The 14,956-nt window shown below is 67.1% G+C and carries 11 protein-coding genes; 5 read left to right on the forward strand and 6 right to left on the reverse strand.

Going from position 1 to position 14,956, the window contains the following annotated elements; all coding sequences use genetic code 11:
* Positions 1 to 15 precede the first annotated feature (15 nt).
* The 3 genes from INP52_RS07810 to INP52_RS07820 form a co-directional block, all read right to left on the reverse strand.
* A complete protein-coding gene (locus tag INP52_RS07810; protein ID WP_194370621.1) occupies positions 16 to 1,236 on the reverse strand; it encodes an alpha/beta hydrolase in 1,221 nt (406 codons plus the stop codon).
* Between the two features lie 85 nt (positions 1,237 to 1,321).
* Positions 1,322 to 2,770 (reverse strand): D-alanyl-D-alanine carboxypeptidase family protein, encoded by a 1,449-nt coding sequence (locus INP52_RS07815; protein WP_194370629.1) that lies wholly within the window; start codon positions 2,768 to 2,770, stop codon positions 1,322 to 1,324.
* Positions 2,771 to 2,779: 9 nt separating this feature from the next.
* Positions 2,780 to 3,721 carry an undecaprenyl-diphosphate phosphatase gene (locus INP52_RS07820; RefSeq protein ID WP_194370631.1) on the reverse strand — a complete coding sequence of 314 codons (942 nt, stop codon included), beginning with the start codon at positions 3,719 to 3,721 and terminating at the stop codon, positions 2,780 to 2,782.
* A 185-nt stretch (positions 3,722 to 3,906) separates the two neighbouring features.
* Between INP52_RS07820 and INP52_RS07825 the strand changes: the two genes are divergently transcribed.
* Together INP52_RS07825 and INP52_RS07830 are read left to right on the forward strand one after the other, a co-directional pair.
* On the forward strand, positions 3,907 to 4,371 hold the full coding sequence (locus INP52_RS07825) for a universal stress protein (protein WP_194370633.1): 465 nt from the start codon (positions 3,907 to 3,909) through the stop codon (positions 4,369 to 4,371).
* A gap of 169 nt (positions 4,372 to 4,540) precedes the next feature.
* Complete coding sequence (locus INP52_RS07830; protein WP_228478309.1) at positions 4,541 to 5,605, forward strand: coiled-coil domain-containing protein; 1,065 nt, start codon at positions 4,541 to 4,543, stop codon at positions 5,603 to 5,605.
* 66 nt (positions 5,606 to 5,671) lie between these two features.
* On the opposite strand, the gene INP52_RS07835 is transcribed toward INP52_RS07830, so the two are convergent.
* Positions 5,672 to 6,634 carry a DMT family transporter gene (locus INP52_RS07835; protein ID WP_228478310.1) on the reverse strand — a complete coding sequence of 321 codons (963 nt, stop codon included), beginning with the start codon at positions 6,632 to 6,634 and terminating at the stop codon, positions 5,672 to 5,674.
* Positions 6,635 to 6,730: 96 nt separating this feature from the next.
* On the opposite strand from INP52_RS07835, the gene INP52_RS07840 reads away from it, so the two are divergent.
* Positions 6,731 to 9,676 (forward strand): insulinase family protein, encoded by a 2,946-nt coding sequence (locus tag INP52_RS07840; protein ID WP_194370634.1) that lies wholly within the window; start codon positions 6,731 to 6,733, stop codon positions 9,674 to 9,676.
* A 147-nt stretch (positions 9,677 to 9,823) separates the two neighbouring features.
* Here the strand turns inward: INP52_RS07840 and INP52_RS07845 are convergent, their stop codons facing one another.
* The gene (locus tag INP52_RS07845) at positions 9,824 to 10,408 is read right to left on the reverse strand and encodes a nitroreductase family protein (RefSeq protein ID WP_194370635.1); all 585 of its coding nucleotides are present in this window, start codon (positions 10,406 to 10,408) and stop codon (positions 9,824 to 9,826) included.
* Positions 10,409 to 10,442: 34 nt separating this feature from the next.
* Positions 10,443 to 11,603, reverse strand: coding sequence for a pyridoxal phosphate-dependent aminotransferase (locus tag INP52_RS07850; RefSeq protein ID WP_194370637.1), 1,161 nt, complete (start codon positions 11,601 to 11,603; stop codon positions 10,443 to 10,445).
* Between the two features lie 260 nt (positions 11,604 to 11,863).
* Here INP52_RS07850 and nrdD point away from each other — a divergent pair, with 260 nt between their 5' ends.
* A complete protein-coding gene (gene nrdD / locus INP52_RS07855) occupies positions 11,864 to 14,086 on the forward strand; it encodes an anaerobic ribonucleoside-triphosphate reductase (RefSeq protein ID WP_194370639.1) in 2,223 nt (740 codons plus the stop codon).
* A 171-nt stretch (positions 14,087 to 14,257) separates the two neighbouring features.
* Positions 14,258 to 14,818, forward strand: a complete 561-nt coding sequence (nrdG, locus tag INP52_RS07860) for an anaerobic ribonucleoside-triphosphate reductase activating protein (protein ID WP_194370641.1) — start codon at positions 14,258 to 14,260, stop codon at positions 14,816 to 14,818.
* The last annotated feature ends 138 nt before the right edge of the window (positions 14,819 to 14,956 follow it).

The following is a 14,956-nucleotide window of genomic DNA, read 5'->3' on the forward strand; positions in this document are numbered from 1 at the left end:
TGCCCCGCGCGGCGCTCACGCGAAGCGCTCCGCGAACGAGAGAACGTGCGTGAAATAGGCCTCAGGATCAGCAATGGCCCCCAGGCAGTGGCCCGCCGATTCGACAACGAGAAGCTCATGGTCTGCGGCAGCCGCAGCGTCGAGCTTGCGTGCCATGTGGGCCGGTACCGTCTGGTCACGGGCATCCTGGATAAGAAGGACCGGGACGCGCGCATGGGCAATCGCGTCCACCGGACGGGAGAGGGTCAGGTCGTAGCCGTCCGGCTTGGACTTGAGCAGCAGGCGCTCAACGTCGAGGAAGGGGTGGGGCGAGCTGCGCCGCACGGTGCCCGGGTTCGTGTGAGTCCGAGTAAACCTGTTGAGCGCAAGGTTCCACCAGTCTGCATAGGAGGCCTCCGAGACGCAGGCGACGACCTGGGGTGCAAGGTCCTCCTCGGCCGAGGCCATGAGGACGGCGGCGGCCCCCATGGACTGTCCCATGAGCACCACCCGTGCGTCCGAGCCCGCGCGCCGCACGACCCACTGGCTCCAGGCCACCAGGTCGCGACGGTCGAGCCATCCGGTGCCCACCCAGGCACCGCCGGAGGAGCCATGGGCGCGAAGCTCAACGAAGAGCAGGTTGAAGCCCTTCTCGGCAAAGCTGCGGGCAAAGGTCATGCCCGCGCGCCAGGTGCCGTCGAGACCATGCGCGAAGACGAGCCAGCGCGCGGAGCCGGGGGCGCAGGCGAGGGCGTGGCCCACCAGGCGGGTCCTGTCATCCGAGGTGGCCTCGACCGTCTCGAAGGCGACGTCGTCAGGCAGGGCTTCGAGCCAGGAGCGCGTGGAGGCGGCCTCGCGAGTGCGCGCCTCCTCGAGCTTGGCGAGCTCAGGTCCTAGGAGCGACCCGGACAGGGAGCGCACGAGCTCGTCGCCCGTGTCACCAAGGAGGTCGCCAAGCTCGTCAGCGCCGTCTGGGACGGGGCGTGGGCCAAGGTCCCGGGTGAGCTGCGCGTTGGCCGCGACCACGGTCAGAACGGATGGCAGGACGCCGACCAGAAGAAAGCCCACGCCCAGAAGCGGCTGGGCGTAGAGGAAGAAGGCCGCGCTCGCGCCAACCATGAGCAGCGTGAATGCCACGAGCGTGGCGATTGGCCGCCACGAGGCCGCCTTGAGCTCCGGGTCGGCGGGGCGCATCATGTCCTCGTACAGGCGCGAGCTCTTGGGTCCGCGGGGCTTCTTGGTCTTGGGCCACGCCATGGCACGTCCTCTCGTCGGATCACGTCTGACTCACTATACCGTCTCTCGTGGCGATTACGGAGACAGGAGGGGGCCTCGTCAGCGCCTAGCGCCTGCTGTGCTTGCCGGCGTGTCTGCCGCCGCGCCGCTCAGATGACGTCGGTGGCCTGAGGCGCTGGCCGCCCACGCCCGGTGCCACGCTCCGCCGCTCGCCGACCGCGATCTGGTAGGGCGAGCGGTGACGTCTGATGCGGGAGCTGGCGATCCCGATCGCCAGCATCACGGTCACGAACACGAACACAGCGAGCACCAGGTGAATCGGGTCCGAGAGCCAGTCGATCACGAAGTCCACGACCGAGAGCCTCATGTCATATGCAGCGGACGCCCCCGTGGTCCCGAGCACGCGGTCTCCCAGAAGCACCGTCGCCTCCCCGAGCTCCTGACCCGCCTCGACCGGCGCGCGCAGGGGCTCGTCCCATGAGGGCTGGACCGTGAGGTCGGCCAGGGTGGTTCCCTTGGGCACGGTGGCCAGGACGGATCCAGTGGACACGGCGTCGACGGCGTCTCCGTCGCGCGAAAGCCTGACGTCAGCGGAGGTGAGAGCGTCTCCCCCGCTCACCACGTTGCCGGTCGTCCAGGCGCCGAAGCCCCACTCGAACATCGTGCGCATGTCGTAGAAGTTCTGCGTCACACCGCTCGCATCGGCCACGGACGAGGCATCCATCACGACGCCCACGAGGCGCATCTCGTCGCTTTGGGCAGACGCGACCAGGCACTTGCCTGCCTCGAGGGTGTAGCCGGTCTTTGCGGCCACCACCAGGCCCCCCATGTACACGGGGCTTGACGGGTCAGCGAGCAGGTCGGTTGTCTCGAGCGTCCGCGCGCTGTTCTCGTTGGTGGCGGGGAGGTCCCAGGTGCCGCTGCCGGCTATCTCCACGAACGCGTCGTGCGTGAGGGCGGCCTCGAAGATGAGCGCGAGGTCGTGGGCCGTGGTGTAGTGGTCGTCGTCGTGCAGGCCGCAGGGGTTGGCAAAGTGGGTGCCCGTGCACCCCAGCTCGGCGGCGCGCGCGTTCATGAGGTCGACGAATGTCTGCCAGTCCCCCGAGACGTGGCGCGCGAGCGCGTAAGCGGCCTCGTTTCCCGAGGGTAGAAGCAGACAGGCGAGAAGGTCGCGCACCGTGAGCGTCTCGCCGACCTTGAGGCCGGCCGTGGAGCTGTCTGAGGTGAGCTCGTCGAAGTCGGCCTGCTCCATGGTGAGCGTGTCGTCCAGGCTGGCGTTCTCCAGGACGAGCAGCGCGGTCATGACCTTGGTGGTGGAAGCGGGATAGTGCGTCTCGTCGGCGTTTTTGGAGAGCAGCACCGTACCCGTGTCGCGATCGATGAGAAACGCGGCGGGAGAACTCACCGTGGGCTCCTCGTCGGCCGACCAGGTAGCATCGACGTCGTCGTCGGCACGGGCGAGGCTTGGGAGCGCACAGGTGCCCAAAACGCAGAGCGCGCAGGCCAGCGTCAGGACCAGGGCGCGCAGACGCCCCCTCATCAGGTACTTCTCCATCCCCGCCCCCTAGCGCAGCCCGAACCAGATGATGACGGACACGCCCAGGACGATGCGGTACCAGCCGAACGGCTTGAAGTCGTGCTTGCGCACGAAGCCCATGAGAAAGCGAATGGCCGCAAGCGAGACCGCGAAGGCGACCACGCAGCCCGTGAGCAGAATCGCCGCCTCCATGCCCGTGAAGCCGTTGCCGGCCAGGAGGTACTTGCCCAGGCGCAGGGCGCTGGCGCCAAACATGACCGGGATGGCCAGGAAGAACGTGAACTCGGCGACCGCCGTGCGCGAACAGCCCAGGATGAGGCCACCGATAATCGTGGAGCCGGAGCGAGAGGTGCCCGGCACGATCGAGAGCACCTGGAACGCCCCGATGCCGAGGGCCGTCTTCCAGTCGATATCGTCGACCGTCTGGATGCGCGCCTGGGCGTCGGCGAGCTCGGAGGACGTGGGGGACGTGTCGCCAGACGGCGCGGCAAAATGCCTGCCCGCCTTCCGGGACGCGGGCGCGGCGCCATGCGACCCCCCATCCGCCACACGTCGCTCGCGCAGGGTCTCGATCACGATGAACGCGACGCCGTAGACGATGAGCGCCGCCGCGATGACGAACGGGCCGCCCAGGTGCTTCTCCATCCAGTCATCGAGGGGAATGCCAATAAGGGCGGCTGGCAGGCAGGCCACGATGGTCTTGGCCCACAGCGTCCAGGTGGAGCGGCGCTCGGGAGCGCTCTTGCGCCTCGAGAATGGGTTGAGCTTGCCGAAGAAGATCACGCACACAGCCAGGATCGCGCCCAGCTGGATGACGACGAGAAACATGTTCCAGAAGTCATCCGAGACGCTCATGGTCAGAAACTGATTGAGTAGCAGCATGTGGCCGGTCGACGAGATGGGAATCCACTCGGTGACGCCCTCCACGATGCCGAACACGGCTGCCTTGACAAGCTCGATAAAGTTCAACGCTACCTCCCACGCACCTAGCAAACCGTCCCATCATCGCCGCTTCGCGCATGCCCTTCACCTGCAAGGAGCCGCCGCCACCGAAAAACTATGCCGTCTGTCGAGAAGAGGGGCCCGCTCGCCGGATTTAGGGCATAAGCAGAGCAAGCCGCAGGAAAGCCCCGCGGAGGACGAAGGGAGCCCTCATGGCTGACCATGTCACCCAAACCTATCAGGACCTCGGCTACGACAGGATCTTTGTCTCCCTGGACGGCTCGGACGAGCAGAACCGCATACTCGACCGTGCCGTTCTCATGGCTGCCAACGACAACTCCGAGCTCTACATCGGCCACGTCATCGACTCCACGGCACTCGAGGCCGCGGGGACCTTCCCCGTCGACGTCATCCCTGCCCTGGAGAAGAGCTTCCGCGAGTCAATCGCGGGCAGGGTCAAGGCAGCTGAGGCCACCCCCGAAATCAAGAAGGTCGAGGTGCTCGTGCGCGCCGGGCGCATCCGCGAGACCCTCAAGGACGAGATGCTCGACGTCATCGAGCCGGATCTGGTGATTTGCGGGGCGCGCGGCCTTTCCTCCATCAAGTACGCAATTCTCGGCTCTATCTCCACCTTCCTCACGCGTAACACAACCTGCGACACGCTCGTCATCAAGTAGGGTCCTGAACAGTACATCTTCTCGCGGCACCTCCCCCCTTTCTGAGCGGGGGGAGGTGCTTGCAGTCGTGAAGGAACCGTGAGCAGGCTCCGCACGCAGTAGAATCCGGTAGCTTGCACGATTGCACGCCCGCCTGACGGGACCCAGATCGCGGAGGTTGTCGATACCCGTGTGTGACACATCAGGTCAACGATCGTTCAGAGCTGCGCTGGCCGCGCTCTCGGTGTTTCTCACCGCCACCTGCGCCCTTCTCACCTTGCCTCGCACCGCTCGGGCTGACGACCTCGCCGAGCTGCAGAGCGCTCAGGAGCAGGTACAGGCGAGCAATCAGGCCTACGATGACGCCAGCTCCCACGTCGAGGAGCTCGAGGACCAGATAGACGCCAACCAGGAGCGTGTCGCCCAGATTGAGGAGCAGCTCCCGGCTCAGCGCGAGCGCGCCGCTGACTCCATGCGCGTCCTCTACAAGATGCAGCAGGGCTCCGGCGGGCTTATCGACCTCCTCCTATCGTCGGACAGCTTCTACGAGCTCGTGAGCACCGTCCAGTATCTCGACGCCATTCAGTCCTACAACACCGATGCCATCGAGCAGCTCACGGCCCTGTGCGACGAGCTCAAGCAGACGCAGAGCGATCTTCAGACCCAGATGCAGCAGGCCGAGACGGAGCGCCAGAACGCCTCCGACGCCCTCGCCCAGGCCCAGGCCGCGCGCGACCAGCTCCAGGAGCAGATTGACGCCCAGGCGGCCGCCGAGGCGGCTGAACGCCAGGCAGCCGTCGAGGCGGCCCAGGCCGCAGCCGCCTCAGATGCCACCTTCACCACCGAGTCGGGCACGGACGCCCAGGTCGTCGCACCCACCGAGAACGATCCCGACCCCGTCGACTACGGCGCGGATTGGGGCGCGCGCATCGACGCCTATCTCGCGGGGTCCCCTCTCGCGGGGCACGGCAGCACATTTGCCGAGGCCGCCGAGGCCTATGGGGTCGACCCGCGCTTCTCGCCCGCCATCTCGGCGGTCGAGAGCAGCAAGGGCCTCTACTGCTTCAAGCCCTACAACGCCTGGGGCTGGGGCAGCACGGGCTGGAGCAGCTGGGACGAGGCCATTTGGGCGCACGTCAGCGGCCTGGCCTCCGGCTACGGCGGCCAGCTCACCCTTGCGGCGGCCCAGAAGTACTGCCCTCCCAGCGCCAACCAGTGGTATTCCTCCGTGCTCGCCAACATGGAGATGATCTAGGGAAGGCGTAGGCCCCTTGTGACTCACGGGTCTCGTGATTCGCCGAGGTTGCCTCACCGCCTGCCCTCACGCCGTGAGATAGACCATCGCGATGATGAGCGCGAAGCCCGCGATGTCGGCGGCCCCGAAGGACGTCTGCAGCCAGACGACCGTGGCGACGGTGGCCGTGACCGGCTCGATCGTGCCCAGAAGGCTCGCGCGCATGGAACCAGCGTCCTTCACGCCCTGCAGGTACAGGGCGTACGCGCCAAAGGTTCCCAGCACGACGCAGAGCACGAGCACGACGACGGCCGCGGCGTCGAGCGCCGGCATGTGCTCCCAGGGTCGATAGGCGACCGTGAGCATGATGCCCGAGCAGAGAAACGCCAGTCCGTTAACCGTGAAGTTGCCCCAGCGAGCCATGGGCCTGGCCGGCAGGATGGAGAGGCAGGCTGCGGCCCCGGCGCACAGAAGTCCCCAGGCGAGCCCCTCGGCAGGCAGGCTCAGCTGCCCGGGATTGCCCCCCGTCGCCACCAGGAAGGTGCCCACGAGCGCGAGCGCGATGCCCAGGATCTCGCGACGCCGCGGATGGCGGCGCATCTTGAGGCAGACGTAGGCCAGCACGAGCACCATGCCCAGGCTCTGCATGATGGTGGCCGTGGCCGAGTTGGTCCAGTGAATCGCCTCGAGGTAGGCCACCTGGGAGAACAGGATCGCCCCCACGCTCACGCCCAGTATGGCGAGAAGGTCGCGTGGGCTGCCCCACACACCCCTGAGCTGCGCGCGCCCGCGCTGCGTGAGCGCCGCGGCGGCGAGAAAGAGCCAGCAGGCCGTGAGCTGGCGTAGGCACGCGAGCCAGAGCGGGTCGATGGCATAGGTGTCCATGAGCCACTTGGACACCGTCCCGTTGAGGCCCCAGAGGGTCCCTCCCACGAGCGTGGCCGCGATCCCGCGCCTCACGCGACGGCGCCGCTCGTCGTCACCCTCACCTCTTCGGGCCTCGGCGAGGTCCTCGGCCCTCCCGGCCCCTCTGGTCTCGCTGTCTGCCACGCGCGTCCCCTCTCGTCCGTCCTGTGCCCAGATAGACTAGCACCGTCGCAGGTAGGGTATGCTGACCCAGATGAAACTCAACTCCCGGAGGCACCCATGGACCACGCAAAGCAGCGCTTTGACACCCTTGACCCCGCACTCGCCGCAGGCACCGCCCACGCCGGCTTCACCGTCACCCGGGCGGTGCCCCTCCCCGAGATCTCGGGCTCGGCCTACGTCATGCGCCACGACGCCACCGGCGCGCGTGCCCTCTGGCTCGCCTGTGCAGACCCCAACAAGTCCTTCTCCATCTCCTTCAAGACCCCTCCGACCGACGACACGGGGGTCTTCCACATCCTCGAGCACTCCGTCCTGTGCGGGTCCGCGCGCTACCCCGTCAAGGAGCCCTTCGTCAACCTGCTCAAGACGAGCATGCAGACCTTCTTGAACGCCATGACCTTCCCCGACAAGACCATGTACCCGGTGGCCTCCACCAACACGGCCGACCTGGAGAACCTCATGGGCGTCTACCTGGACGCGGTTCTGCACCCGGCCATCTACGAGCGCCCCCGCATCTTCGAGCAGGAGGGCTGGCACCTCGAGGTCACGGGCGAGGGGGATGACGCGTCGCTCTCCTACAACGGCGTGGTCTTCAACGAGATGAAAGGCGCGCTCTCCGATCCCGACGACGTCCTCTACCAGGCCCTCTCGGCAGCCCTGTTCCCGGACACGGCATACGCCCACGAGTCGGGCGGCAACCCCCGCAAGATCCCCACCCTCACCTACAAGGAGTTCCTGAACAACCATGCGCGCCACTACACCCTGGCCAACAGCTACACGGTTCTCTATGGCGACCTTGACATAGACCGCGAGCTGGCCTTCATTGACAAGCGCTTCCACACGGCACAGGCGCGCGACGCCGGCGCGCCCAACGAGCTCGAGCTCCAGGCCCCGGTGCGCCCCACACGGCGCGAGGTCCGCATGGCGACCGCTCCCACGAACTCGTCGATCGGCCTGTCCTACGTGCTGGGAACCGCCGCCGACCGCACGCGCGTGCTCGCCGTCGACGTGCTGCTCGATGCCCTCTGCGGCTCCAACGAGGCCCCGCTCAAGAGGCGCGTCCTCGACGCCGACCTCGCCGACGACTTCAGCGCGATGCTCATCGACGGGGTGCTGCAGCCCCAGGCCATGTTCGTGCTCAAGGGCCTGCACGAGGGAGCCACCGAGCGGTTCCGCGCCCTCGTGGAGGACGTCTGCTGCGAGCTCGCCCGCGACGGCATCGACCGCGAGCGGCTCGAGGCGGCCCTGGCCCAGGCCGAGTTCACCTTGCGCGAGGGAGACTGGGGCGGCTACCCCGACGGCGTGGCCCTCTCCATGCAGGCGATGTCGGGCTGGCTCTACGACGACGAGCGACCGCTGGACTACCTGCGCTACGAGGATGCCCTCGCCGAGCTCAAGGCCGGCCTCGACGCCGGGTACTTCGAACGCCTGCTCCAGGGGCTCATCTGCGAGAGCGCGCACGCGGCCGAGGTGGAGCTCGTGCCCGTGGAGGGCGGAGACGCCGCCGACGAGACCCTGGAGCTCGCGCAGACGCGGGCCCAGATGAGCGAGGAGGACCTGGCAGCCGTCACGCGCGAGGTCGAGGCGCTTCGCCACGAGCAGGAGGCACCGGACACGCCCGAGGGGCTGGCCAGCCTGCCGAGCCTCACGGTGGACGACGTGGAGGCCCCCGCCGCCGAACCCGAGCCGCGCGACACCCAGGCCCCTCTGCCCTGCATCGCCCACGAGCTCGACACGCACGGAATCGACTACGTCTATCACTACTTCGACCTGCGTCGGCTCTCCTTCGAGGAACTGCCGTACGTCGGCGTGCTCACCGACCTTCTCGGCCGGCTCGACACGGCTCGCCACTCGGCCTCCGAGCTCGACACCCTCATCGGGAAGAACCTCGGTGGGCTCGACTTCTTCACCGAGACCTACACGCGCGACGACGACCTGGGCTTTGCCGATCCCGTCCTGGTCGTGGGCGCGAGCTCCCTGCGCGCCAACGTCGACATACTGGCCACGCTACCGCGCGAGGTCTGGGCGGAGACGCTCTTCTCCGACGCGGCGCGCATGAGAGACGCCCTCACGCAGCGCAAGATCGCCCTCGAGCAGTACTTCGTGGGCTCGGGGCACGCGGCCGCGTTGGCCCGCACCAGCACGTACTTCTCGGCGGCCTCTGGGGCGGCGAGCCAGATGGCGGGGCTCGACTACTACCTCTTCTTGAAGGGGCTCCTCGCCGACTGGGACGCGCGGGCGCAGGGGCTCGAGGCGCGCCTCTCCGCCCTCGCCGGGCACATCTTCACAGCCGACGAGGTCACGGTGAGCTTCACTGGGAACGCGGCCGAGCGGGAGCGTTTCTGGGAGGCGGGCGGCCCGCTGGGGCTGACCCCCGCGGGTGACGTCGCCCACCGGCTCGCGATTCCCGCGCCGGCTCCGCGCAACGAGGCGTTCGTGATTCCCTCCAACGTGAGCTACGTCGCCCGCGCGGCCGCGCCGTCTTCCGCCGACGCCGGAACGCTCGGGGCCTGGCAGGTCGCCACGCGGGCGCTGTCCTACGACTACCTGTGGAACGAGGTGCGCGTCAAGGGCGGCGCCTACGGCGTGGGCTTCAAGCGCACCACCGAGGGTCTGCGCCAGTTCTGGTCCTTCCGCGACCCCGCCGTCGACGCCACGCTCGGGCGCTACGACGGCGCAGCGGGATGGCTCGCCGGGTGGCGGCCCGACTCCGCAGAGCTCGACGGCTACGTCGTCTCCGCCGTTGCCGCCCACGACGCCCCCGTGAAGCCCCGGCAGCTGGCCCGACGCCAGGACATGGTGCGCTTTGGCGGCCGGCCGGCCGGATGGCGCGACCTCGTCCGCGCCCAGGAGCTCGCCTGCACGGTCGATGATGTGCGCGCCCTTGCGCCCGCGCTCGCCGACGACACTTGCGCCCGCGGCATCTGCGTCTTCGGCGGGCGCGAGGCCATCGAGGCCTCGGGCGTCGCCTTTGACTCCGTCACCGAACTCGTCGGCGCGTAGGGGCGGCGAGAGGCCCACAGCCTACACGCACCGGATGCCTCCATGAGGAAATGACCGGACGGCTAGATTGCCGACCATGCCCGAACGCCCGATTCGGGGCCAAAATCCACTTGAATCGGGCGTTCGGGCATGGTCGGCAAAGTATGCCTAGACGAGAAGCTCTCCCACGGAGAGCTTGGGGACGTGGTGCGACCCGTCGGTCTCGCGCCAATAGGCCAGGCCGTGCTCCCCTGACGCGCCCACGTCCTCGAGCACCACGTGCTCGACGGGTACGCCCACGGCCAAGACGAGAACCGGCGTAAGGTCGTCCGGCAAGGCGAGGTCAGCCGCCAGGGCCGCGTCGAAGTTCCTGAGCATGCAGCAGCCCAGTCCCCGTGCGCGGGCGGCGAGGGCCATGGTCTGCGCGGCTATCCCTGTGTCCATGAGGCGAATCGGGTTTGTCGCCAGCTTCTTGGGCAGGCAGATGACCACGTAGCCGCCGGGGCGCTCCCCGGCCGTGGGCCCGTCCCAGTCCTTGAGCAGAGCCGCCCAGCCCAGGTGCGAGAAGGTCGTCGCGCACGCCGGGGCGCCCGCGACCAGTCTGAACCGCAGGACCTGTTTGTTGTTGCCCGAGGGTGCCAGACGCGCCGCCGCCACGAGCGAGCGCAGCGCGTCCTCTTCCACCAGGCTGCCGTCGTAGCGCCGAAAGCTCCTCGACGACGCCGCCAGACCCTCGAACTCCTGACCGTCCATGATCGCTCCTTTCCGGGACGCCCGTCCGGCGTCCCTAGATTCCCGCCGCGCCGATGGCCGCCACGACCTGACGCAAATCCTCCGGAGGCAGGACCAGCGCCATGCGCACGTAGCCCTCGCCCGCGGGCCCAAAGCTCGCTCCCGGTGTCACGATCACGCCCGCCCCCTCCATGAGCTCGGCCGCAAAGGCCACAGAGTCCTCGCGCCCACCCGGCAGGCGCGCCCAGACGAACATCGAGCCGTGCGCGTTGGGGCGCTCCCAGCCCAAAGACGCAAGGCCGTCGCACAGGGCGTCGCGACGCTCCTGGTAGGCGAGCCTCTGCGCCTCCACCGGCTCGAGCGGGCCGGTGAGGGCCGCGACCGCGGCGGCCTGCTCGGGATGGAACATGCCAAAGTCGACCTGCCCGCGCAGCTTTTTCGCGGCGGCCACCACGTCGGGGCGACCCACCAGAAAGGAGAGGCGCGCCCCGGTCACGTTGAAGGACTTGGAGAGCGAGAGGAACTCGACGCCCACCTCGAGCGCCCCGGGATAAGCCAGAAAGGACCCGGCCGCGGGCCCGTCGAAGACGATGTCCGAGTACGCGTTGTCATGGATCACCACGAGGTCGTGCGCACGGGCGAAGGCGATGAGCTCCTCGTAGACCTCGGGCGTCCCGACCGAGCCCACGGGGTTCGCCGGCAGGGAGACGATCAGGTACCTCGCGGCGTCGGCCACGTCGTCGGGAATCTCGGAGAAGCACGGGAGGAAGCCGTGCGCGGCGGTGAGCGGGTAGTAGTGCGGGCGGGCGCCCGCGAGCATGGTCGCGTTGCGAAAGACGGGGTAGCACGGGTCGGGGACCAGAGCCACGTCGCCCGGGTCGCACAGCGCCGCGCAGACGTAGCCCAGGCCCTCCTGCGTGCCCCGGCAGCTCGCCACCATGTCCGGCGTGATGCCCCCCACGCCAAAGCGCCGCTCGTAGTACGCGCAGACGGCACCGGTGAGCTCGTCGGTGTCGCGCAGCGCGTACCTCCAGCTGGCGGGGTCCGAGGCGCTTCTCACCAGGGCGTCGATCACGTGCTGGGGCGGGGCGAAGTCGGGAGTCCCCACCGAGAGGTCCCACACACGCCGCCCCCGCGCCTCGAGCTCGCGCCGGCGCACGTTGAGCGCCGCGAACACCTCGTCCTCGAACGCGTCCAGACGCCTCGACAGCTCCATGCCCGTTCCCCCTCGCCTCGTCCCCGACGCCCTCACTCTATCCCAACCGGGCCTTCACGCATGCACGGTGGGCCCCCAAAGGATGGCAAAAGAGCTTATCCAAGGCGCATTCGGCTACCTGCGCCAAGGGGGCTTATCAACAGCGCCTTTCAACTTTGTACATGTTATCAACAACATATTGTGCTAGTTCTCGGATAGGACCACCACAAGTTGTGTCATAGTAGAGAAAAGCAGATAGAGGCACGGTAAAGGGGCTCGCTATGAAAATCATAAAGCGCAACGGTTCCGAGGTCACGTTCGACGTCATCAAGATCGAGAACGCCATCCGCGCGGCCAACCTCGAGGTGCCCGCTGCCGAGCGCCTCACCGATCGCGAGATCAAGTTCTCCTCTCTCAACGTCACCGACGAGTGCCTCGAGGCCGGTCACACGGTCACGGTCGAGGAGGTCCAGGACCTCGTCGAGGACCAGCTCATGGCCCTCGACCACTTTGAGGTGGCCCGTCGCTACATCATCTATCGCTACCTGCAGGGCCAGAAGCGCCAGAAGAACACCACCGACGACAAGATTCTCTCGCTGATCGAGTGCAACAACGAGGAGGTCAAGCAGGAGAACTCCAACAAGAACCCCACCGTCGTCTCGGTCCAGCGCGACTACATGGCCGGCGAGGTCTCCAAGGACCTCGCCATGCGCAAGCTGCTGCCCGCCGAGGTCGTCGACGCCCACAACGAGGGCATCATCCACTTCCACGACTCCGACTACTTCGCGCAGCACATGCACAACTGCGACCTCATCAACCTCGAGGACATGCTCCAGAACGGCACCGTCATCTCAGGCACGCTCATCGAGCGCCCGCACAGCTTCTCGACGGCCTGCAACATCGCCACGCAGATCATCGCGCAGGTGGCCTCCTGCCAGTACGGCGGCCAGTCCATCTCGCTCACCCACCTCGCACCGTTCGTGGACGTCTCCCGCAAGAAGATCCGTCGCCAGGTCGCGGCCGAGATGGAGGCCATCGACGCCCACCCCGGCGAGGAGAAGCTCAACCAGATCGTTGAGAAGCGCCTGCGCGAGGAGGTCTCGCGTGGCGTCCAGACCATTCAGTACCAGGTCGTCACCCTCATGACCACCAACGGCCAGGCGCCCTTCATCACCGTCTTCATGTACCTCAACGAGGCCAACAACGAGCAGGAGAAGGCGGATCTGGCCCTGTGCATCGAGGAGATGCTGCGTCAGCGCTATCAGGGCGTCAAGAACGAGGAGGGCGTCTGGATCACGCCGGCCTTCCCCAAGCTCATCTACGTCCTCGAGCCGGACAACGTGGCCGAGGGCACGCCGTACTTCTACCTCACCAAGCTCGCGGCCAAGTGCACCGCCCGCCGCATGGTGCCCGACTACATCTCCGAGAAGAAGATGCACGAGTACAAGCTCTCCAAGGGCGAGGTCGAGGGTGAGGGCGACGTCTACACCTGCATGGGCTGCCGCTCCTTCCTCACGCCCGACCGCTCGGGCAACGGCTACGACAACGTGGCCAAGGCCGGCAACTACGAGCCGGGCAAGCCCAAGTACTACGGACGCTTCAACCAGGGCGTCGTGACCATCAACCTGCCCGACGTGGCGCTTTCCGCCAAGGGCGACATGGACCGCTTCTGGGAGATCTTCGACGAGCGCTTGGAGCTCTGCCACCGCGCCCTGCGCTGCCGCCACGAGCGTCTGCTCGGCACCCTCTCTGACGCCGCGCCGATTCTGTGGCAGTACGGTGCGCTCGCCCGCCTGGACAAGGGCGAGAGAATCGACAAGCTCCTCTACGGCGGCTACTCCACGATCAGCCTCGGCTACGCGGGCCTCTACGAGTGCGTCAAGGCCATGACCGGCCACAGCCATACCGACCACGAGGCTACGCCGTTCGCGCTGTCCGTCATGCAGCGCATGAACGACAAGTGCAACGAGTGGAAGGCCGCCGAGAACATCGACTACTCGCTCTACGGCACCCCGCTCGAGTCCACGACCTACAAGTTCGCAAAGTGCCTCCAGCGCCGCTTCGGCATCATCGAGGGCATCACGGACAAGGGCTACATCACCAACAGCTATCACGTCCATGTGAGCGAGGAGATCGACGCCTTCACCAAGCTGCAGTTCGAGAGCGAGTTCCAGCGCCTCTCCCCCGGCGGGGCCATCTCCTACGTGGAGGTCCCCAACATGCAGGACAACCTCGAGGCCGTCATCTCCGTCATGCAGTACATCTATGACCACATCATGTACGCCGAGCTCAACACCAAGAGCGACTACTGCCAGGAGTGCGGCTACGACGGTGAGATCAAAATTGTGGAGGACGACGGCAAGCTCGTCTGGGAGTGCCCCAACTGCGGCAACCGCGACCAGTCCAAGATGAACGTGGCCCGTCGCACCTGCGGCTACATAGGCACTCAGTTCTGGAACCAGGGGCGCACGGAGGAGATCAAGGACCGCGTGCTGCACCTGTAAACTCCTGGGACCCGACCGAACGGGCCCAGCGCTCAGACAGTTTGCTACGCAAAAACTCGCGGTGGGCCCGTTCGGTCGGGTCTGCCGCGAGACTCTTCTGTACAGCACGGGGCGTTGATCTCCTCCGTGCGCCCCGCTCCAGGCTTCGTCAAGGTTTTTTAAGGACATGAGATGAACTACGCGAATATCAAATATTGTGATATTGCCAACGGGGTGGGCGTGAGGACGACGCTGTTCGTGTCGGGATGCCGACTGCACTGCCCGTTCTGCTTCAACGAGGAGGCGTGGGACTTCTCGGCGGGAAAACCGTTCACGGATGAGGTCGAGGAGAAGATCATGGCGTCGCTCGAGCCGGCGTACGTGAGCGGGCTCTCGGTCCTGGGCGGCGAGCCCATGGAGCCCGAGAACCAGGAGGGCCTCGTGGGCTTTCTCGAGCGGGTGCGCGACCGGTTTGGGTCCACGAAGTCCATCTGGCTCTACTCGGGGCACACCTTCGAGCAGCTCGCGCCCGGCGGCGCGTGGAACCTCGGGGACGTGACCGACCGCATCCTCGACACGCTCGACGTGCTCGTGGACGGCCCCTTCATGCAGGAGAACTACGACATCTCCCTGCGCTTTCGCGGCTCATCCAACCAGCGTCTCATCGACGTGCCCGCCACGCTCGAGGCCCCCGACGACGAGGTCGTCTGGTGGCAGGACGATCCGGTCTTCTCCACGCACGCGATGGACTAGGAGCGGGCAGGCAACGACCACTTTTGGCTCGCTTGCCCCGCGCGCGTCAAGAGGCTAGGATGGGGCCAAAGCCGGGGCGACCAGAGGAGGTGCCTTCCCCATGAGTGACGGCGACAGTCACAACTTATCGATTCATCA

It is taken from the genome of Thermophilibacter immobilis (assembly GCF_015277515.1).
In the GTDB taxonomy this organism is placed as follows: domain Bacteria; phylum Actinomycetota; class Coriobacteriia; order Coriobacteriales; family Atopobiaceae; genus Thermophilibacter; species Thermophilibacter immobilis.

What these genes read in the sequence shown, in the direction of transcription:
- INP52_RS07825 (WP_194370633.1), top strand. Translation starts at nt 3,907, where the DNA reads ATGGCTGACCATGTCACCCAAACCTATCAGGACCTCGGCTACGACAGG.
- nrdD (WP_194370639.1), top strand. Translation starts at nt 11,864, where the DNA reads ATGAAAATCATAAAGCGCAACGGTTCCGAGGTCACGTTCGACGTCATC.
- nrdG (WP_194370641.1), top strand. Translation starts at nt 14,258, where the DNA reads ATGAACTACGCGAATATCAAATATTGTGATATTGCCAACGGGGTGGGC.
- INP52_RS07815 (WP_194370629.1), bottom strand. Translation starts at nt 2,770, where the DNA reads ATGGAGAAGTACCTGATGAGGGGGCGTCTGCGCGCCCTGGTCCTGACG.
- INP52_RS07845 (WP_194370635.1), bottom strand. Translation starts at nt 10,408, where the DNA reads ATGGACGGTCAGGAGTTCGAGGGTCTGGCGGCGTCGTCGAGGAGCTTT.
- INP52_RS07840 (WP_194370634.1), top strand. Translation starts at nt 6,731, where the DNA reads ATGGACCACGCAAAGCAGCGCTTTGACACCCTTGACCCCGCACTCGCC.
- INP52_RS07850 (WP_194370637.1), bottom strand. Translation starts at nt 11,603, where the DNA reads ATGGAGCTGTCGAGGCGTCTGGACGCGTTCGAGGACGAGGTGTTCGCG.
- INP52_RS07810 (WP_194370621.1), bottom strand. Translation starts at nt 1,236, where the DNA reads ATGGCGTGGCCCAAGACCAAGAAGCCCCGCGGACCCAAGAGCTCGCGC.